Origin of the sequence: Ottowia sp. (assembly GCF_047975795.1) — a bacterium.
Taxonomy (GTDB): Bacteria; Pseudomonadota; Gammaproteobacteria; order Burkholderiales; family Burkholderiaceae_C; genus Ottowia.
In genome coordinates, this window is the sequence record NZ_JBKEEE010000028.1 from 1 (window position 1) to 19,141 (window position 19,141).

Consider the following 19,141-nt stretch of genomic DNA (forward strand, 5'->3'; position numbering starts at 1 on the left):
ATCAGGGTCAAGCGAACCAAAAACAGCGCAAAACGATGAGAAATTCAACGCTCGTTTCGCCATGTGAACATTCACGCGTCACCTCGCCCTGCAGCGGGGGTTGTGCAGACCTTCCCTAATAGTATATTCCATTAACGCTGCGACCAACCTACTGCCCCATGCCGGCGCAGCTCATTGACCGGGCGTCTTGCACAGCAGCCCCGGCGACACCTTCCAGTGCTGACCTTCTTCGGTGCGCAGGCTGACGGTCTTCTTGTTCAGCTGCAGCACCACGCCACGCTTGACCACGCCCTCCGACGTGGTGAACTGCACCCGGTCGCCCTCGGCAAACTGCACCAGTGCCACCGTGCTCTTGGCCTGGATGAGCAGGTTCAGCCGCTCCACCACCATACGGTTGAGGTAGCGCAAATCCTCCTCAATCATGTGGCGCAGCGCGTCGATGAACAGCTCGCGGTCAAGCAGGGTTTCACGCGCCTGACCAACGGGTTCAGCAAGAAGGTGGGAAACCTGGAACATGCGGTGTCGCTGCACTGCATGCATTACAACTTCTACCGTATTCACAAGTCACTGCGTGTGACGCCAGCTATGGACGCAGACGTGACGGATCATGTTTGGAGCATTGAAGAACTGGTGAAACTGGTCCCTGAGCTGACCGCCAAGAAGCATCATCGTCAAATAAAAAACCGGTGCTGGCTCCTGGTCAAAATTGAACCGGCCCGCCTGATCAGTTTTGAATCGGTTCCAACAATGCAGATCATCGGGCAGCAGCAAAAGGCTACCATTCACTGATCAGCACTTCCGCTAACTCTTAATTTCAACCAGCGGTGGTGCACTTCAGAGTTGAGACCGCCCTTTTTATAGCACTTTAAAAAGCGTTTTACTTCTTGCGCTGCGGCGGCATATCGGTGCAGCTACCGTGCGCCACTTCCGCTGTCATACCAATGCTTTCGCCCAGCGTGGGGTGGGGGTGGATGGTTTTGCCGATGTCGATTTCATCGGCACCCATTTCAATGGCCAGGGCCACTTCACCGATCATGTCGCCTGCGTGGGTGCCGACGATGCCGCCGCCCAAAATCTTGCCGTGACCATGTGCTTCTGGCGAATCGTCAAACAGCAGTTTGGTCACGCCTTCGTCGCGGCCATTGGCGATGGCACGGCCTGAGGCCGACCACGGGAACACGCCTTTTTTAATCTTGATGCCCTGCGCCTTGGCCTGGTCTTCGGTCAGGCCCACCCAAGCAACTTCGGGGTCGGTGTAGGCCACACTGGGGATCACGCGGGCGTTGAAGGCAGCGGTCGCCAGCTCGGCATTGCCTTGCAGCTCGCCGGCAATCACTTCAGCGGCGACGTGCGCCTCATGCACGGCTTTGTGCGCCAGCATGGGCTGGCCAACAATGTCGCCAATAGCAAAGATGTGCGGCACGTTGGTGCGCATCTGCACGTCGACGTTGATGAAACCGCGCTCAGTGACGGCTACGCCCGCCAAGTCGGCACCGATCTTGTTGCCGTTGGGGCTACGGCCGACAGCTTGTAGAACCAGGTCGTATGCCTGAGGCGGCGGTGCGCCCTCGCCTTCAAAGCTGACTTCGATGCCCTGCGGTGTGGCCTTGGCACCCACGGTCTTGGTTTTAAGCATGATGTTGTCAAAGCGCGGTGCGTTCATCTTTTGCCACACTTTGACCAGATCGCGATCGGCCCCCTGCATCAAGCCGTCGAGCATCTCAACCACGTCCAGCCGTGCACCCAGCGTGCTGTAGACGGTGCCCATCTCCAGACCGATGATGCCGCCGCCCAGGATCAGCATCTTCTTGGGCACGGCTTTGAGCGCCAGCGCGCCGGTGGAGTCGACCACGCGCGGGTCATCCGGCATGAACGGCAGGCGCACCGCCTGCGAGCCGGCAGCGATGATGCAGTGCTTGAACTGCACCACTTTCTTGCCGCCCGTCTTTTCCTGGCCGGTGCCGCTGGTTTCTTCCACCGCCAAGTGGTGCGTGCCGACAAAGCTGCCGACCCCGCGCACGGTGGCGACCTTGCGCATTTTGGCCATGCTGCCCAAGCCGCCGGTCAGTTTGCCGACCACTTTTTCTTTATGCGCACGCAGCTTGCCAATATCAACCTTAGGCGCGCCAAAGTCGACGCCCAGCGCGGCCATGTGGCTGACCTCGTCCATCACCGCTGCCACGTGCAGCAGCGCCTTGGACGGGATACAACCCACATTCAAGCACACACCACCCAACGTGGCGTAGCGCTCGACCAGCACCACCTTCAGTCCCAGATCGGCGGCGCGGAAGGCGGCCGAATAACCACCGGGGCCGCCGCCCAGCACCAGCACGTCGCAATCCAGATCGGACGCGCCGGTGTAGCTGCTGCCCGGTGCTGTGGCTGCATGGGCCGCGGTTTGCGCTGCTGAAACAGGCGCTGATGGCGCTTGCTGTGCCTGCGCTGGCGCAGGTTTTGATTCAGAACCAGCGGCGGCAGCGGCAGCGGCCTCCAGCACCAGGATCAGCGAGCCTTCGCTCACCTTGTCGCCCAGCTTGATCGCCAGCGACTTGACCTTGCCCGCGTGGCTGGACGGGATTTCCATCGACGCCTTGTCACTTTCAACCGTCATCAGGCTTTGTTCCACCGCCACCGTGTCGCCGGGTTTGACCAGCAGCTCAATCACGGCCACATCGGAAAAGTCGCCAATGTCGGGCACCTTGACTTGCACTTCACTCATCTTTGAAAGCCCTCCGTTTACAGCAACACGCGGCGGAAGTCCGCCAGCAATTGGCCCAGGTAGGCATTGAAGCGCGCCGCAGCGGCACCGTCTATCACGCGATGGTCCCACGTCAGCGACAGCGGCAGCATCAGGCGCGGCTGGAATGCCTTGCCGTCCCACACCGGCTCAATGGCCGAGCGGCACACGCCCAGAATCGACACCTCAGGCGCGTTGATGATCGGCGTGAAGTAACGCCCGCCGATTCCCCCTAAGCTGCTGATGGTGAAGGTGGCACCGCTCATGTCAGCGGGGCCCAGCTTGCCGTCGCGCGCTTTTTTGGCCAGCTCGCCCATTTCCTGGCTGATCTGGATCACGCCTTTTTTGTCGGCATCTTTGATCACCGGCACCACCAGGCCATTGGGCGTGTCGGCGGCGAAGCCGATGTGCCAGTACTGCTTGTAGACCAGGGCGTCGCCGTCCAGGCTGCTGTTGAACTCGGGGAATTTCTTCAGCGCGTGTACGCTGGCCTTGATCAAAAAGGCCAGCATGGTGACCTTGACGCCGCTCTTTTCATTCTCTTTGTTGGTGGCCACGCGGAAGGCTTCCAGGTCGGTGATGTCGGCATCGTCGTGGTTGGTGACGGCCGGAATCATCACCGCGTTGCGCATCAGGTTGGCACCGCTGATTTTCTTGATGCGGCTGAGTTCCTTGCGCTCGATGGGACCAAACTTGGCAAAGTCCACCTTGGGCCACGGAATCAGGTTCAGCTCGCCGCCGCCGGTGACGCCACCGCCCACGCCGCCTGCGCCCTGGGCTTTGGTGCGTGCCGTGCCGCTCATCACCGCCTTGGTGAAGTTCTGCACGTCTTCCTGCGTGATACGGCCTTTTGAGCCGCTGCCCTTGACCTCATCAAGCGGCACGCCCAGCTCGCGCGCGAACTTGCGCACCGAGGGGCTGGCGTGGGGCAGACCGACTGGGGGTTTGGTCGGGTCGTGCGGCGCGGCGGCAGAGGCCGTGCCGGAAGCCGCTGGTGCGCTGGCGGGCGCTGTGGTCGGCGCAGGGGCCGGAGCGGCTGGAGCAGAAGCCGATGTGGCAGCAGGGGCCGCACCAGCCGCCCCTTCCAGCACGGCCAGCAGATCACCCATGTTCACCTTGTCGCCCAGCTTGACCTTCATCTCCTTGACCACGCCCGCGTGGCTGGACGGGATTTCCATGCTGGCCTTGTCGCTTTCGACCGTGATCAGGCTTTGTTCGACTTTGACGGCATCGCCTGGCTGGACGAACACCTCAATCACCGCGACGTCCTTGAAGTCGCCGATATCGGGAACCAGCACCTTCACTGGGCCAGCCGCGCCAACAGCTTCCGGGGCCGCTTTAGCTTCAGTATTGGGAGCTGATGGTGCAGGTGTGGACTGCGCTGGAGCCGCATTTGATGTTGAAGAAGAAGCGGCAGCGCCGTCTGCCTCCAGCATCAGCACCAGCGTGCCTTCGCTGACCTTGTCGCCCAGCTTGACCTTGAGTTCCTTGACCACGCCAGCGGTACTGGAGGGAATCTCCATGCTGGCCTTGTCGCTTTCAACCGTGATCAGGCTTTGTTCCACCTTGACGGTATCGCCGGGTTTGACCAGCACCTCGATCACCGCCACTTCTGAAAAGTCGCCGATGTCCGGGACTTTGACTTCTACCAATGCCATGTGTGTCTCCTCCCGTCAGGCGTACAGCGGGTTGATTTTGTCGGTTTTGATGCCGTATTTGGCAATCGCCTCGGCCACCTTGGCCGTTGGCAGCTTGCCTTCGTCGGCCAGCGAACGCAGCGCGGCCAGCACGATGTAGTGGCGATTGACCTCGAAGTGCTCGCGCAGCTTGGTGCGGAAGTCCGAGCGGCCAAAACCGTCGGTGCCCAGCACGCGGTAGGTGCGCTCTTTGGGCACAAAGGGGCGAACCTGTTCGGCAAACGACTTCATGTAGTCAGTGGACGCAATCACCGGGCCGTCGTGGCCCGCCAGTTGCTGCGCCACGAACGGCACGCGCGGCGTTTCGGTCGGGTGCAGCAAATTCCAGCGGTCTGCGTCCTGCCCGTCACGCGCCAGTTCGTTAAAACTGGGGCAGCTCCACACATCGGCCTGCACGCCCCAGTCTTTGGCCAACAACGCTTGTGCGGCCAGCGATTCGCGCAAGATCACACCTGAGCCGAGCAGTTGCACGCGCAAGCCATCCTTGGCCGTTTTGTCGGCGGGCTGGCACAGGTACATGCCTTTGATGATCTGCTCTTCGGTACCGGCTTTCAGGCCCGGCATGGGGTAGTTCTCGTTCAGCAGCGTGATGTAGTAGAAGACGTTTTCCTGCTTTTCCACCATGCGTTTCAGCCCGTGGTGCAGGATGACGCCAATTTCATGCGCAAAGCTGGGGTCGTAGCTGACGCAGTTGGGAATGGTGGCTGCCAGCACCTGGCTGTGGCCGTCTTCGTGCTGCAAGCCCTCGCCATTGAGCGTGGTGCGCCCCGAAGTGCCGCCCAGCAAGAAGCCGCGCGCCTGCAAATCACCCGCCGCCCAGGCCAGATCGCCAAAGCGCTGAAAGCCGAACATGGAGTAGTACACGTAAAACGGCATCATGATGCGGTTGTTCGTGCTGTAGCTGGTGGCCGCCGCAATCCAGCTGGCCATGCCGCCGGCTTCGTTGATGCCTTCTTGCAGGATTTGCCCGGCCTTGTCTTCCTTGTAGTACATCACCTGGTCTTTATCGACCGGGGTGTAAAGCTGGCCCTTGGGGTTGTAAATGCCGATCTGGCGGAACAGCCCTTCCATGCCGAAAGTGCGCGCTTCGTCCACCAAAATGGGTACCACGCGCGGACCAAACGCCTTGTCGCGCAGCAGTTGCGTCAGAAAGCGCACGAACGCCTGGGTGGTGCTGATTTCGCGCCCTTCGGCGGTGGGTTCCAGCACGGCCTTGAAGGTGTCGAGCGAGGGGATGGTGAAGTGCTCGTCCGCCTTGGTGCGGCGCTGCGGCAAATAGCCACCCAGCGCTTTGCGGCGCTCGTGCAGGTATTTCATCTCCGGCGTGTCGTCGGCAGGCTTGTAAAAAGGCAGCTTGGACAACTCGCTGTCGGGAATGGGGATATTGAAGCGGTCGCGAAACTCCTTGATGTCCTCATCGGCAAGTTTCTTGGTCTGGTGCACGGCCATCTTGCCCTGCCCCGCCTTGCCCATGCCAAAGCCCTTGATGGTCTTGATCAGCAGTACCGTGGGCTGGCCTTTATGGTTAACGGCTGCGTGGTAGGCCGCATAGACCTTTTGTGGATCATGCCCGCCGCGGCGCAGCGCCCAGATGTCGTCGTCGCTCATCTTGGCAACCATCTCGCGCGTGCGTGGGTCGCGGCCAAAGAAATGCTCGCGCACGTAAGCGCCATCGTTAGCCTTGAAGCTCTGGTAGTCGCCGTCCAGCGTGTTCATCATCAGATCGCGCAGCGCGCCGTCTTTGTCGCGCGCCAACAGCGGATCCCAGTTGCTGCCCCACAGCACTTTCAGCACGTTCCAGCCAGAGCCGCGAAACTCGCCCTCCAGCTCCTGCACGATCTTGCCGTTGCCGCGCACCGGGCCGTCCAGGCGCTGCAAGTTGCAGTTGATGACGAAGATCAGGTTGTCCAGCCCTTCACGTGCGGCCAGGCTGATGGCCCCCAGCGACTCGGGTTCGTCCATTTCGCCATCGCCCATGAAGGCCCAGACCTTGCGGCGGCTGGTGTCGGCAAGGCCACGCGCATGCAGGTATTTGAGAAAGCGCGCCTGGTAAATCGCCATCAGCGGCCCCAGGCCCATCGACACGGTGGGAAACTGCCAAAACTCGGGCATCAGCTTGGGGTGCGGGTAGCTGGAAATGCCCTTGCCATCGACCTCTTGCCGGAAGTTGAGCAACTGCTCTTCGGTCAAACGGCCTTCCAGATAAGCACGCGCATACACGCCGGGCGCGCTGTGGCCTTGAATGTAGAGGCAGTCACCGCCGTGGTTCTCGCTCTCGGCGTGCCAGAAGTGGTTGAAACCCGCGCCAAACATGTGCGCCAGCGAGGCAAATGAGCCAATGTGTCCCCCCAGATCACCACCGTCATCAGGATTGAGGCGGTTGGCCTTGACCACCATGGCCATGGCGTTCCAGCGCATGTAAGCGCGCAGACGCTCTTCCATCTCGATATTGCCAGGGCAGCGCTCTTCCTGGTCAGGCTCCAGCGTGTTCACGTAGCCGGTGGTAGCTGAAAACGGCAGATCAATGGAATGCTGGCGGGCGTGTTCCAGCAACTGTTCAAGCAGGTAATGCGCACGCTCGGGGCCTTCGTTTTGAATCACGGCGGCCAGTGCATCTTTCCATTCGCGGGTTTCCTGCGCATCGACATCAGGACTGGCCGGTATTTGCGACTCTGCGGACATCTTTTTTGTCTCCTCTTGGTTTAGTAATGAAGGCCATTGTGACCGATCACTGTGCATCATCCCACAGAATGTCATTTATTTCAAATAATGATTTAATTTTTTGTATTATGAATTTTAATCACCTGCCATTTTGATTGAACCACGCCGCATGCACGGCGCGCGCACGCGTTATCTGCCCCCGTTCTACACTCGGTCTTTTATCCGTGGGCTTTGTATTTCCTTTGACCGAGAGCACAGTTTCCAATCCGCAGCAGCACCCTTTGTTGGGTGGTGCGTTGCCGACGTCAGGGCGCGAGCGGTGGGTACATCTGGCCCCGCTGGCAGCTGTTGCGCTGTTTCTGGCGGCCATCGTGGCGGCGTTTGCTTATCTGCGCATGGAAGAGGTGCGCCGCGAGCAAGAAGCCGTCAAGCGCGATGTGGAGTACAGCCAGCAGCGCCTGCGCCTGCGTTTGCTGGAGCGGCAAGAACAACTGATGCGTCTGGCGCGCGACATTGCCAATCAGGACGTAGGCACTGGCCAATTTCGAGTGCGAGCCGAAACCATGGTGGCGCAATACCCCGAGCTTCAGGCTCTGGGATGGATCGACATGCAGCGCCACGTGCTCGCTGCCGAAGCTTCACCGGCGACTTACCCGCAACCCGAATGGGTCAACAGCCAGGCATTGAACGCCAATGACCTAGAGGCCGGTTACCGCTTGGCCAGCGATCTTTTGCAGCCCGTGTATTCCCAACCCATTGCCGTCAAAAACACAGATCCGCGCCTGCAACTGCATGTGCCTATCGTGCTGCAAGGCAAATTTGCCGGTGAGTTGCTGGCCGAATATTCGATAGACGCTTTACTGCGCTATGGCGTACCGGCTGAAATTCTGGCCAAGTACGCTACGGCACTGCTCGACAGCAAGGGGCAACTGCTGGCTGGCCAAACCATTCCTGAGCGCATCGGCCTGACCGCGCAACTGGCCTGGGCCGACAAGGTCAACACGTTCGATGCCCCCGTTTCTCCGGTTGGCAATGGTTTGATCCTGCGCGCGCAGGCGTGGCGCACATCGCAAGGCGTGCTGGGCAGCACGCTGATCTGGCTGGTGGTCGTGCTGGCCGTCATGACCGGCTGGATGCTGATGGCCAACTGGCGCCAGACCCAGCGCCGCCAGCAAGCCCAATTGGCCTTGCAGACCGAAACCAGTTTTCGCCGCGCGATGGAAAATTCGGTCCTCACCGGCATGCGGGCACTGGATTTGAAAGGCCGCATCAGCTACGTCAACCCCGCGTTCTGCCAGATGACAGGCTGGAGCGAGGCCGAACTTCTGGGCCAGTCCGAACCCTTTACGTACTGGCCTGCCGAAGACCGCGACGAGCTGTCCACCCGCCTGAATGAAGAGCTGGGCGGCGCTGCCGACCCCACCGGCTTTCAGATGCGGGTCAAGCGCAAAGACGGCACTTTGTTTGATGCGCGCCTGTACGTTTCGCCCTTGATCGACGCCACCGGCAAGCAAAGCGGCTGGATGGCATCGATGACCGACATCACCGAACCCAACCGCGTGCGCCAGCAACTGTCAGCCTCGTACGAACGATTTACCACCGTGCTGGAAGCGCTGGACGCCTCGGTGTCGGTGGCCCCTTTAGGCAGCATCGAACTGCTGTTCGCCAACCGGCTGTACCGCCAATGGTTTGGGGGCACCACCGATGGCCACCTGAAGCTGGTGGCGCGCGCGGGCACGCTGGAAGTGGCAGCTTCAGACGAAAGCCTGGACACCATCGACTCATTCGCGGGGCTGCCGCTGGACAGCCTGTCCAGCACGCTGGCAGCCGACCAGTCCGAGGTCTACATAGAGCGCCTGGGCAAATGGCTGGAAGTGCGCTCGCGCTACCTCAACTGGGTCGACGGTCGCCTGGCCCAAATGGTGATTGCCACTGACATCACCGCGCGCCATCAGGCGCAGGAAATGGCCGCTGCCCAGGCCGAGCGTGCCCAGACCGTCAGCCGCCTGATCACCATGGGCGAGATGGCCTCCAGCGTCGCGCACGAGCTGAACCAGCCGCTGACAGCCATCAGCAATTACTGCACCGGCATGATCTCGCGCATTCGCAGTGGCCAGATCAGCGAGGATGCTTTGCTGGGCGCACTGGAAAAAACCGCCCGCCAGGCGCAACGAGCCGGACAAGTGGTGCAGCACATCCGCAGCTTTGTGCGGCGCAGCGAGCCGCGCCGCGAATGGGCCGACATTGCCGTCATCGTCGAGCAGGTGCTGGAGCTGGCCGACATCGAGCTGCGCCGCCGTCAGGTGCGGCTGACCCACCATCTCGCACGCGACTTGCCCGCCCTGCACGTCGATCCCATCCTGATCGAGCAAGTGCTGATCAACCTGATCAAAAACAGCGCCGAATCGATCGACACTGCCCGGCGTGCGCCCGGCAACCGCACCGTCGATCTGCGCGTAACCCAGCGCGATATTGATGGCATGCCTGCGGTTCAGTTCGCCGTCACCGACACCGGCCGCGGCCTGCCGCCCGAAGTGCAGCGCCGCCTTTACGAAGCCTTTTTCTCCACCAAAAACGAAGGGCTGGGCATTGGTCTGAACCTGTGCCGATCCATCGTCGAAGCGCACCAGGGGCGCATCGAAGCCGACAATCTTTACAATGCCGACAGCGTGGTTGGCTGCCGGTTCAGCTTCTGGATTCCAGTCGGCCCCAGTATCAACACGGATGACGACAAGTCAGACCACAGCAGCAAGGTAGCAAACCCATGAGCCTGATCCCTAAGCGCGGCACGATCTACGTGGTTGACGACGACGAAGCCGTGCGCGACTCCCTTCAGTGGCTGCTTGAAGGCCAAGACTTTCGCGTGCGTTGCTTTGAATCGGCCGAGGCTTTTTTGTCGCGCTACGACCCGCGCGAAGTCGCTTGCATGATCGTCGACATCCGCATGGACGGCATGAGCGGGCTGGAGCTGCAAGACAAGCTGATCGAACAAAAGTCCCTGCTGCCAATCGCCTTCATCACCGGCCATGGCGAAGTGCCCCTGGCCGTCAGCACCATGAAAAAAGGCGCGATGGATTTCATCCAAAAACCATTCAAGGAAGAGCAGCTCGTGCCCCTGGTCGAGCGCATGCTGGAGCAGGCGCGCACCAGCTTTGCCGACGCCCAGCAAGCGGCCAGCCGCGATGCGCTACTGGCCAAGCTCACTGCCCGCGAAACCCAGGTGCTGGGCCGCATTGTGGCGGGCCGCCTGAACAAGCAGATTGCCGACGATCTGGGCATCAGCATCAAAACGGTGGAGGCCCACCGCGCCAACATCATGGAAAAACTGGGTGCCAACACCGTGGCCGATCTGCTGAAGATTGCCCTGGGCCAGAACGCCCCGCAAGACACGGCAGCTTCGCCACTTTGAAATGCTGCGGCCTAAGAGCGTGTTCAAAGTCTCTGCGTGGGTGTGTGGGCGCGGCCCCGGGCGGTCTGCTGCGTTGCAAATCCTCGCGATACCGCCAGGTATCGCTGCGGTTTGCGCCTTGCAGCCCATCCCGATCCGCATCCCACTCCCCTCACGCTGAGACTTTGAACACGCTCCAAAATCCTGAAGCTCACCTTTTAATAGCTGTTAGCGCTTGATGGATCTGCGTTAACGCCACTTTTTAGTCACAAAACTCATGACAGCCCAACTGATCGACGGCAACGCCCTAGCCCGCCAGGTACGTGCCGACGTGGCCCACCGCGTGCAGGCGCTGAAAGCCCGCGGCATTGAACCGCACTTGGCCGTGATTCTGGTGGGCGAAGACCCGGCCAGCCAGGTTTATGTGCGCAACAAAGTCGCCGACAGCGAGCAAACCGGCCTCAAAGCCACGCTGGAGCGTTACCCGGCGGACATGACTGAAGCCACGTTGCTGGCCCGCATCGCCCAGCTCAACACCGATGCCAGCGTACACGGCATTCTGGTGCAACTGCCGCTGCCGCAGCACATGGACAGCAGCCGCGTCATCGAAACCATTGCGCCTGAAAAAGACGTGGACGGCTTTCACGTCGCCAGTGCTGGCGCGCTGATGACCGGCCAGCCCGGCTTTCGCCCCTGCACGCCCTACGGCTGCATGAAAATGCTCGAATCCATCGGCTGGGGCGATCTGAAAGGCCTGCACGCCGTCGTCATTGGCCGCAGCAACATCGTCGGCAAGCCCATGGCCATGATGATGCTGGCAGCCAACGCCACCGTCACCGTCTGCCACAGCGGCACGCGCGACTTGAAGGCGCAAACCCTGCAAGCCGATGTGGTGGTTGCTGCCGTGGGCAAGCGCAAGGTGCTCACGGCCGACATGGTGAAACCCGGTGCGGTGGTGATCGACGTGGGCATGAACCGCATCCCTGAAGGCGAAGAAGGCGCGGGCAAACTGTGCGGCGACGTCGATTTTGAAGGCGTCAAAGCCATCGCTGGCTGGATCGCCCCCGTGCCTGGCGGCGTCGGCCCCATGACCCGCGCCATGCTGCTGGTCAACACCATTGAAGCGGCAGAACATATCAAGGGCTGAAATACTCCAGCCCACCAGTCCAACCCAGCCCATCACCGCGCAGATCAAGCATGTCCACCCACGATTTTGACCTTTGCGTTATTGGCGGCGGCTCAGGCGGTGTGCGTGCTGCACGCTTTGCGGCCCAACGCGGCGCACGCGTGGCGCTGGTGGAAAGCAGTGCCATGGGCGGCACCTGCGTCAACGTCGGCTGCATCCCCAAAAAGCTGTACAGCACCGCCGCCCATTACGCAGAAGGCTTTGATGAAAGCCGGGGCTTTGGCTGGCAACTGGTGGACACGCCCACACTCAACTGGCCTGCCCTGAAAACCGCCCGCGCGCAGGAAATCAGCCGCCTGAACGGCATTTATGAGGGGTTGATGAGTAGCGCCCAGGTCACACGCTTGCACGGTCATGGCCGCCTGCTGGACACGCGCACGGTGCAAGTCACCGCGTCTGACGGCCAGCAGCAGCGCCTGAGTGCACGCCATGTGCTGATCGCCACGGGCGGGCGACCGTTTGTGCCCGAAGTCGCGGGACGCGAACTGGTGGTCACGTCGGATGACATGTTCGACCTGCCTGAATTTCCGCGCCGCCTGGTGGTGGTGGGCGGCGGCTACATCGGCTGCGAAATGGCCAGCATCTTCCAAGGGCTGGGCGCTGAGGTCACACTGGTTTACCGCGGCGAGCAAATTCTGCGCGGCTTTGACGACGAGGTGCGCGATTTCGTGGCTGATGAACTGCGCAAGCACGGCCTGGACGTGCGTGTTCGCACTGATGTAGCCCATATTGAAGCCGACGGCTCTGACCGCCGCGTGCACTTGAGCGACGGCCACACCTTGAGCGCCAACGTGGTGCTGTACGCCACGGGCCGTCAGCCGAACGTGGCCGATCTGGGGCTGGCCGACGTGGGCATTCGGCAAGGCAAAAACGGCACCATTGAAATCAACCAACACTTTGCCACCAGCGTGCCCGGCGTTTACGCCCTGGGCGACGTGGTGGGCCGCAAAGAACTTACCCCCGTGGCGCTGGCCGAAGCCATGGCGCTGGTCGATCACCTGTTCGGCCCCGCACCCGGCGAGCAGGCCCGGCAAATGCATTACGACCACATCCCCACCGCCGTGTTCACCCACCCGCCCGTGGGCACCGTGGGGCTGACTGAAGGCCAGGCGCGCGAGCGCTTTGGAGCCATCCGCGTCTATCGCAGTGACTTCAAACCGCTCAAGCACACCTTGTCCGGCAGCACCGAACGCACCTTGGTCAAGCTGATCGTGGACGACGCCTCTGAGCGCGTGGTTGGCCTGCACATGGTGGGAGCCGATGCGGGCGAAATCGTGCAAGGCTTTGCCGTGGCCTTGCAATGCGGCGCGACCAAAGCGCAGTTTGACGCCACCATCGGCGTGCATCCCACCAGTGCGGAAGAGTTCGTCACGCTCAGACAAATCGCGCGACGCTAAATCAACCGGTGATGTTCAATCACCCGTGTTGACAACTGAGAACCGTCGCGCCAAAGCCTGCTGATTCACCCAAGAAACTGCTCTTCTTTCTATTCATGACGCTTCGTTTTGAAACGGTTTGCACTACGCCATCGGCCAGTCGGCAAGCCATCATCAACGGCGTGGTCCTGTTTTGCCTCGTTCTGGCCACGCTGGGCCTGGGTGAGTTGTGGGCTGGACACGTCGGTCCCGGCATCCTTTTGGCCGTGGTAACTGAGCTGCTGGCTGCGGTCGCCCTGGCAATCGCTCGTGCAAAAGACGCGTGAAATCTGCAGCGCCATCACGCTGAACCCATGCCTCAATTGTCCGCCACGTTAAGCAGCACTCGCAGCCCCACCAGCAGTTCATTTCCCCAAGCATGCATAGTCGTCATGGTCGCCTGCGTATTCATGCGTCGTCACGTAGTAGCTTTGGCGTGCAATACGTGACGCAGGTGGCGGTTGTTGTCCACGATACCCACCTCGCCCGTACTTCTTAGCGCCCGCACGCGATAATTTGGCCCCATGAATCCCCTGCTGTCCAAGCTCCACCCTTACCCGTTCGAGCGCCTGCGCAAGCTGGTGGAAAACGTCACGCCCAATCCCCAGTTACGCCCCATCAGTTTGGGCATTGGCGAACCCAGGCACCCTACACCCCAGTTCATTCAAGACGCACTGGCGGCCGAGTTACCAACCGGACTGGCGGGTTACCCGCCCACAGCGGGATCGCCCCAGTTGCGCCAAGCCTGCGCCGACTGGCTGACACGGCGCTACGGCGTCATGCTCAACCCCAGCACCCAGGTGCTGCCTGTACTGGGAACGCGCGAAGCCTTGTTTGCGCTGGCCCAAACCGTGATTGACCCTACGCGCGCGGGTGCCACCGTGGTCTGCCCCAACCCGTTCTATCAAATCTATGAAGGCGCGGCTTTGCTGGCGGGTGCACAAACACACTACGTGGCCAGCGATCCGGCGCGCAACTTTGCACCGCGCTGGGATCAGGTGCCTGACGGCGTGTGGCAGCGCACGCAACTGGTGTATGTGTGTTCGCCCGGCAATCCCACCGGCGCGGTGATGCCGCTGGCCGAATGGCAACTGCTGTTTGAATTAAGCGACCGCTACGGCTTCGTCATCGCCTCGGACGAGTGCTACAGCGAAATTTATTTCCGTGACGAGCCGCCACTGGGCGGCCTGGAAGCTGCAGCCCAACTGGGGCGCAGCGACTTCAAGAGGCTCATCATGCTGACCAGCCTGTCCAAGCGCAGCAACGTGCCGGGCATGCGATCGGGCTTTGTGGCGGGCGATGCCGATTTGATTCAGCCCTTTTTGCATTACCGCACTTACCACGGCAGCGCCATGAGTCCGGTCGTGCAAGCCGCCAGCATCGCTGCCTGGGGCGATGAGGCGCACGTGGAACACAGCCGCCAGCTTTACCGTGAAAAATTCAGCAAAGTCATCCCTTTGCTGGAGCCGGTGATGGACGTCAGGCTGCCCGATGCGGCTTTTTACCTTTGGGCTGGCGTGCCCAAAGTGTGCAATGGCAGCGACACCGACTTCGCACGCGAGTTACTGGCTCAATACAATGTCTCGGTTTTGCCCGGCAGCTATCTGGCGCGCGAGGCAGGCGGTGCCAACCCCGGTCAGGGCCGGGTGCGCATGGCCCTGGTGGCCGAGCCTGCGGAGTGTGTGCAAGCCGCCCAGCGCATCGTCCAGTTCATCCAATTCACCTCCTGATTTTTCTGATCATTTTTAAAACACCCATGAGCCAGCAACTGCAACACATCATCGACACCGCCTGGGACAACCGCGCCAGCATTTCCACCACCGCCGCCCCAAAGGAAGTGGCCGACGCCGTAGAGCACGTGATTGCAGATCTGAACGCAGGTCGCCTACGCGTGGCCACGCGCGAAGGCATAGGTCAATGGACAGTGCATCAGTGGATCAAGAAAGCGGTGCTGCTGTCGTTCCGCCTGAAAGACAACGAATTTATCCGCGCTGGCGATCTGGGTTTTTTTGACAAAGTCCCCACCAAATTCGCCCAACTGGACGACGACACCATGCGCGCCAGTGGCGTGCGTGTGGTGCCGCCTGCCGTGGCGCGACATGGCAGCTTTATTGGCAAAGGCGCAGTGCTGATGCCCAGCTACGTCAACATCGGTGCCTATGTGGACGAAGGCACCATGGTCGACACATGGGCCACCGTGGGCAGTTGCGCACAAGTGGGCAAGAACGTACACCTGTCGGGTGGCGTGGGCTTGGGCGGCGTGCTGGAGCCGTTGCAGGCCAACCCCACCATCATTGAAGACAACTGCTTCATCGGCGCACGCTCCGAAGTGGTTGAGGGCGTGATCGTGGAAGAAAACTCGGTGCTGGGTATGGGTGTTTACATCGGCCAGAGCACCCCCATCTTCAACCGCGCCACGGGCGAAACCAGCTTTGGCCGCGTGCCTGCGGGCAGTGTGGTGGTCAGCGGCAACTTGCCCAAAACCGCCGCCAATGGCCAACCGTATAGCCTGTACTGCGCCGTCATCGTGAAAACCGTGGACGCACAAACGCGCTCTAAAACCAGCATCAACGATTTGCTGCGCCCCTGAACAGCCCTCAGCCCGCCCTCATTTGACTTGACGGATCAATGCCATGACCACCACCAGACCCGCCGCTTTGCCCGCATCCATGCTCGAGCGCATGCTGCGCCTGATGGCCGACAAAAAAGCCTCTGACGTCTATTTGTCGGCCCATGCGCCGGCCACCATCAAGATCAACGGGCAGTATTTCCCCATCAACAACCAGCCGCTGCCGCCTGATGCCACGCTCAATCTGCTCGAAGACATGCTGCCGCCCAACCGCATCGAGGAGTTGAAGGAAACCGGCGAGCTGAACATGGCCTTGCCCATGTACGGCGTGGGCAACTTCCGCCTGTCAGCCATGCGCCAGCGCGGCACGTATGCGGCAGTGATTCGCTTCATCAGCCCGGACATCCCCACACTCGATACGCTGCACCTGCCCTCCATCTTGACCCGGCTGGTGATGGAAAAGCGCGGTTTGATTTTGATGGTGGGTGCCACCGGTGCGGGCAAATCGACCACACTGGCGTCCATGCTGGACCATCGCAACCACAACGCCACCGGCCACATCCTGACGATTGAGGACCCGATCGAATACGTGTTCACCAACCGCAAATCGGTGATCAACCAGCGCGAAGTCGGCTCCGACACCAACACCTTGGCGGTAGGCCTGAAAAACGCCCTGCGCCAGGCCCCCGACGTCATCATGATTGGCGAAATACGCGACCGCGAGACCATGACCGCCGCCATCGCCTACGCCCAGTCGGGTCACCTGTGCCTGGCCACGCTGCATGCCAACAACAGCTATCAGGCACTCAACCGCGTACTGAGCTTCTACCCGGTAGAAGTGCGCCCCACCCTGCTGGGCGACTTGTCGTCCGCGCTGAAAGCCATCGTGTCGCAGCGCCTGGTGCGCACTGTGGATGGCGGGCGTGTCCCCGCTGTCGAGGTGATGCTCAACACCAAGCTGGTGGCTGAGTTGATCGAGAAAAGCGATTTCACTGGCGTGAAAGACGCCATGGACAACTCCATCGCCGAAGGCTCGCAAACCTTTGAGGAAGATCTGGCACGCCTGATCGTCGCTGGTCAGATCGAGCGCAACGAGGGTTTGACCCATGCCGATTCGCCCACCAACTTGCTGTGGCGTTTGCAAAATGATGTAACACGCTATAAAGCCGACAACAAAGGACAAATCAGCGACGAAGGAGTCGCAACAGACGAGGCATCATTTACCGAAATTTCGCTCGACGTGCACCAAAGCGGCTTTGGCAGTTCAAAATTTGGCCATAGCGGCTTTAGAAATTCGAGCTTCACAGAATCCAAAGTCGGCAGCATGGCTGATTCGCGCGTGGGCGATCTCTGACAGCACCCATGTCCCCCACACGCCGCCTGGCCGAAGCCCTGATTGCCCGCGCCTCGGTCACGCCACAAGACGCGGGTTGCCTTGATCTGATTGCCGAACATTTGGCTCCATTGGGTTTCGTGAGCGAACGCATCGACAGTGGCCCGGGCGATTTCCGGGTGCAAAATTTATGGTCAAAACGGCTTGCAACGCTTGATACACCTGTACAAAAAGCTATTAAAACCATAGTTTTTGCAGGCCACACCGACGTGGTGCCCACCGGTCCGCTGGCCGAATGGGCCAGCGATCCGTTCACCCCGACCGAGCGCGACGGCAAGCTCTACGGCCGCGGCAGCAGCGACATGAAAACCTCCATCGCCGCCTTCGTGGTGGCGGTGCAGGAGTTTCTGGCCACCTATCCAAAAGCACCGCTGAACATCGCCTTCTTGCTCACCAGCGACGAGGAAGGCCCGGCCACCGACGGCACGGTGGTGGTGTGCAAGGCGCTGAAAACCCGTGGCGAGCGGCTCGACTACTGCATCGTCGGCGAACCCACCGCCGTTGAACGCACGGGCGACATGGTGAAAAACGGCCGCCGCGGCAGCCTATCGGGCCAGCTCACGGTGCGCGGCATTCAAGGCCACATCGCCTACCCGCATCTGGCGCGCAACCCCATCCACCAGTTGGCTCCCGCGCTGGCCGAGCTGACGGCCATGGAGTGGGATCACGGCAACGATTTCTTCCCGCCGACCAGTTGGCAGACCAGCAACATCCACGGCGGCACCGGGGCCAGCAACATCATTCCGGGACAGGTGGTGGTTGATTTCAACTTTCGCTTTTCCACCGAATCCAGCCCAGCGTCGCTGCAATCGCGCGTCGAAGCTGTGCTGCAAAAACACCAACTCGATTACGAGTTGAAGTGGACGCTGAGCGGCCTGCCCTTTCTTACCCCACCTGGTGATCTGGTGACAGCGGCGCAGGCGGCCATCCATGCCGAAACCGGGCTGCAAACGGAACTGTCCACCACCGGCGGCACCAGCGACGGCCGTTTTATTGCCCAGATTTGTCCCCAGGTGATCGAGTTGGGGCCACCCAACGCCAGCATCCACAAGATCGACGAACACATTGCGCTGGCCGACATCGAGCCGCTCAAAAACATCTACCGCCGCGTGCTGGAAAATCTGGCCGCTGCCGCTGTGCGGTAAATTCATCCTCATCTCGCCGTGACCCTGCAAGAACTGGTGCAGCACACCCAGCAAGCGCTGACAGATGCGGGCGTCAGCTTTGGTCACGGCACCACCAACGCCCACGACGAAGCCGCCTGGCTGGTGCTGCACGCACTCGGTTTGCCGCTGGATACGGCTTTAGATGATGTCGCCAACCAGCCTCTGACGCAGGCTCAAAAGAAGCAGGCAGCCGCGCTTTTGCAAGCGCGCATCACCTCACGCCAACCGCTGGCCTATCTCACACACCAGGCTTGGTTGCAAGGCGTGCCGTTTTATGTCGATCAGCGCACGATCATCCCCCGCAGCCTCATCGCCGAAATACTGGCCGATGGCGGCATCGATCCGTGGTTAACCGGGCGCACTCGGCGCGTGCTGGATTTATGCACCGGCAACGGCAGCCTGGCCGTGCTGGCCGCTCTGGCCTGGCCTGAAGTGCAGGTGGATGCCGCCGACCTGAGCGTTGACGCGCTGGCCGTGGCCCGCATCAACGTCAATCAACATGGCTTGGCTGGCCGCATTCACCTGATCGAAAGCGACGGTCTGGCGCACTGCCCCGGCCCCTACGATTTGATCCTGTGCAACCCACCTTACGTCAATGCCGCCAGCATGGCCACGCTACCGCCTGAGTTCCGCGCCGAACCCACGCTGGCACTGGCCGGTGGCCATGACGGTATGGACTTTGTGCGCCACCTGCTCAAAAACGCCCCTGCCGTCATGGCCGAACATGCCGTGCTGGTACTGGAAATCGGCCACGAGTGCCCACACTTTGAAGCGGCCTTCCCTGCCCTCAACCCCGTTTGGCTAGACAACAGCTCTGGCAATGACCAGGTGCTGCTGCTCACCTACGATGAGTTGGCTACTATCTGATACGCTTAAAACACTTTATATACACCACCTTTTCCTCGCAGTGCAGCCCCAGCGGCGTCACT

At 61.0% G+C, this 19,141-nt stretch carries 14 protein-coding genes and 1 pseudogene; 11 read left to right on the plus strand and 4 right to left on the minus strand.

Features of this window, described 5'->3' with window-relative positions; all coding sequences use genetic code 11:
- Positions 1-171: 171 nt before the first annotated feature.
- A complete protein-coding gene (locus ACK5NW_RS03910) occupies positions 172-516 on the minus strand; it encodes a hypothetical protein (RefSeq protein WP_416925245.1) in 345 nt (114 codons plus the stop codon).
- Between ACK5NW_RS03910 and ACK5NW_RS03915 the strand changes: the two are divergent.
- Positions 463-642: pseudogene (locus ACK5NW_RS03915) on the plus strand (IS1 family transposase); the annotation flags it as partial. The gene ACK5NW_RS03910 and the pseudogene ACK5NW_RS03915 overlap by 54 nt on opposite strands.
- Before the next feature lie 235 nt (positions 643-877).
- Here ACK5NW_RS03915 and lpdA read toward each other — a convergent pair.
- The 3 genes from lpdA to aceE are packed head-to-tail and all read right to left on the minus strand — an operon-like array spanning position 878 to position 7,116.
- Positions 878-2,719, minus strand: a complete 1,842-nt coding sequence (lpdA, locus tag ACK5NW_RS03920) for a dihydrolipoyl dehydrogenase (RefSeq protein ID WP_416925246.1) — start codon at positions 2,717-2,719, stop codon at positions 878-880.
- A 17-nt stretch (positions 2,720-2,736) separates the two neighbouring features.
- Complete coding sequence (aceF, locus tag ACK5NW_RS03925; protein WP_416925248.1) at positions 2,737-4,395, minus strand: dihydrolipoyllysine-residue acetyltransferase; 1,659 nt, start codon at positions 4,393-4,395, stop codon at positions 2,737-2,739.
- Positions 4,396-4,410: 15 nt separating this feature from the next.
- Positions 4,411-7,116 (minus strand): pyruvate dehydrogenase (acetyl-transferring), homodimeric type, encoded by a 2,706-nt coding sequence (gene aceE, locus ACK5NW_RS03930; protein WP_416925250.1) that lies wholly within the window; start codon positions 7,114-7,116, stop codon positions 4,411-4,413.
- Between the two features lie 260 nt (positions 7,117-7,376).
- On the opposite strand from aceE, the gene ACK5NW_RS03935 reads away from it, so the two are divergent.
- The 10 genes from ACK5NW_RS03935 to prmB all read left to right on the plus strand — a co-directional run bounded on the left by ACK5NW_RS03935 (position 7,377) and on the right by prmB (position 19,079).
- Positions 7,377-9,863 carry a PAS domain-containing sensor histidine kinase gene (locus tag ACK5NW_RS03935; RefSeq protein WP_416925397.1) on the plus strand — a complete coding sequence of 829 codons (2,487 nt, stop codon included), beginning with the start codon at positions 7,377-7,379 and terminating at the stop codon, positions 9,861-9,863.
- A complete protein-coding gene (locus ACK5NW_RS03940; protein ID WP_416925252.1) occupies positions 9,860-10,504 on the plus strand; it encodes a response regulator transcription factor in 645 nt (214 codons plus the stop codon). The genes ACK5NW_RS03935 and ACK5NW_RS03940 overlap by 4 nt, the downstream gene beginning before the upstream one ends.
- 256 nt (positions 10,505-10,760) lie before the next feature.
- On the plus strand, positions 10,761-11,630 hold the full coding sequence (gene folD, locus ACK5NW_RS03945; protein ID WP_416925254.1) for a bifunctional methylenetetrahydrofolate dehydrogenase/methenyltetrahydrofolate cyclohydrolase FolD: 870 nt from the start codon (positions 10,761-10,763) through the stop codon (positions 11,628-11,630).
- 50 nt (positions 11,631-11,680) lie between these two features.
- Complete coding sequence (gorA, locus tag ACK5NW_RS03950) at positions 11,681-13,066, plus strand: glutathione-disulfide reductase (RefSeq protein WP_416925256.1); 1,386 nt, start codon at positions 11,681-11,683, stop codon at positions 13,064-13,066.
- 95 nt (positions 13,067-13,161) lie between these two features.
- Complete coding sequence (locus tag ACK5NW_RS03955) at positions 13,162-13,371, plus strand: hypothetical protein (protein ID WP_416925258.1); 210 nt, start codon at positions 13,162-13,164, stop codon at positions 13,369-13,371.
- Between the two features lie 237 nt (positions 13,372-13,608).
- Positions 13,609-14,814 (plus strand): succinyldiaminopimelate transaminase, encoded by a 1,206-nt coding sequence (gene dapC, locus ACK5NW_RS03960; protein ID WP_416925260.1) that lies wholly within the window; start codon positions 13,609-13,611, stop codon positions 14,812-14,814.
- 26 nt (positions 14,815-14,840) lie between these two features.
- Positions 14,841-15,674 (plus strand): 2,3,4,5-tetrahydropyridine-2,6-dicarboxylate N-succinyltransferase, encoded by an 834-nt coding sequence (dapD, locus tag ACK5NW_RS03965; protein ID WP_416925262.1) that lies wholly within the window; start codon positions 14,841-14,843, stop codon positions 15,672-15,674.
- Between the two features lie 43 nt (positions 15,675-15,717).
- Positions 15,718-17,007: a PilT/PilU family type 4a pilus ATPase gene (locus ACK5NW_RS03970; RefSeq protein ID WP_416925264.1), complete on the plus strand. Its 1,290-nt coding sequence runs from the start codon at positions 15,718-15,720 to the stop codon at positions 17,005-17,007.
- Between the two features lie 8 nt (positions 17,008-17,015).
- The gene (gene dapE, locus ACK5NW_RS03975) at positions 17,016-18,191 is read left to right on the plus strand and encodes a succinyl-diaminopimelate desuccinylase (protein WP_416925266.1); all 1,176 of its coding nucleotides are present in this window, start codon (positions 17,016-17,018) and stop codon (positions 18,189-18,191) included.
- 18 nt (positions 18,192-18,209) lie between these two features.
- Positions 18,210-19,079 carry a 50S ribosomal protein L3 N(5)-glutamine methyltransferase gene (gene prmB / locus ACK5NW_RS03980; RefSeq protein ID WP_416925268.1) on the plus strand — a complete coding sequence of 290 codons (870 nt, stop codon included), beginning with the start codon at positions 18,210-18,212 and terminating at the stop codon, positions 19,077-19,079.
- Positions 19,080-19,141 lie beyond the last annotated feature (62 nt).

Coding starts and splice junctions, on each gene's coding strand:
- dapD (WP_416925262.1), top strand. CDS start 14,841: ATGAGCCAGCAACTGCAACACATCATCGACACCGCCTGGGACAACCGC.
- lpdA (WP_416925246.1), bottom strand. CDS start 2,719: ATGAGTGAAGTGCAAGTCAAGGTGCCCGACATTGGCGACTTTTCCGAT.
- ACK5NW_RS03970 (WP_416925264.1), top strand. CDS start 15,718: ATGACCACCACCAGACCCGCCGCTTTGCCCGCATCCATGCTCGAGCGC.
- dapE (WP_416925266.1), top strand. CDS start 17,016: ATGTCCCCCACACGCCGCCTGGCCGAAGCCCTGATTGCCCGCGCCTCG.
- ACK5NW_RS03910 (WP_416925245.1), bottom strand. CDS start 516: ATGTTCCAGGTTTCCCACCTTCTTGCTGAACCCGTTGGTCAGGCGCGT.
- ACK5NW_RS03955 (WP_416925258.1), top strand. CDS start 13,162: ATGACGCTTCGTTTTGAAACGGTTTGCACTACGCCATCGGCCAGTCGG.
- gorA (WP_416925256.1), top strand. CDS start 11,681: ATGTCCACCCACGATTTTGACCTTTGCGTTATTGGCGGCGGCTCAGGC.
- folD (WP_416925254.1), top strand. CDS start 10,761: ATGACAGCCCAACTGATCGACGGCAACGCCCTAGCCCGCCAGGTACGT.
- aceE (WP_416925250.1), bottom strand. CDS start 7,116: ATGTCCGCAGAGTCGCAAATACCGGCCAGTCCTGATGTCGATGCGCAG.
- dapC (WP_416925260.1), top strand. CDS start 13,609: ATGAATCCCCTGCTGTCCAAGCTCCACCCTTACCCGTTCGAGCGCCTG.
- aceF (WP_416925248.1), bottom strand. CDS start 4,395: ATGGCATTGGTAGAAGTCAAAGTCCCGGACATCGGCGACTTTTCAGAA.
- ACK5NW_RS03940 (WP_416925252.1), top strand. CDS start 9,860: ATGAGCCTGATCCCTAAGCGCGGCACGATCTACGTGGTTGACGACGAC.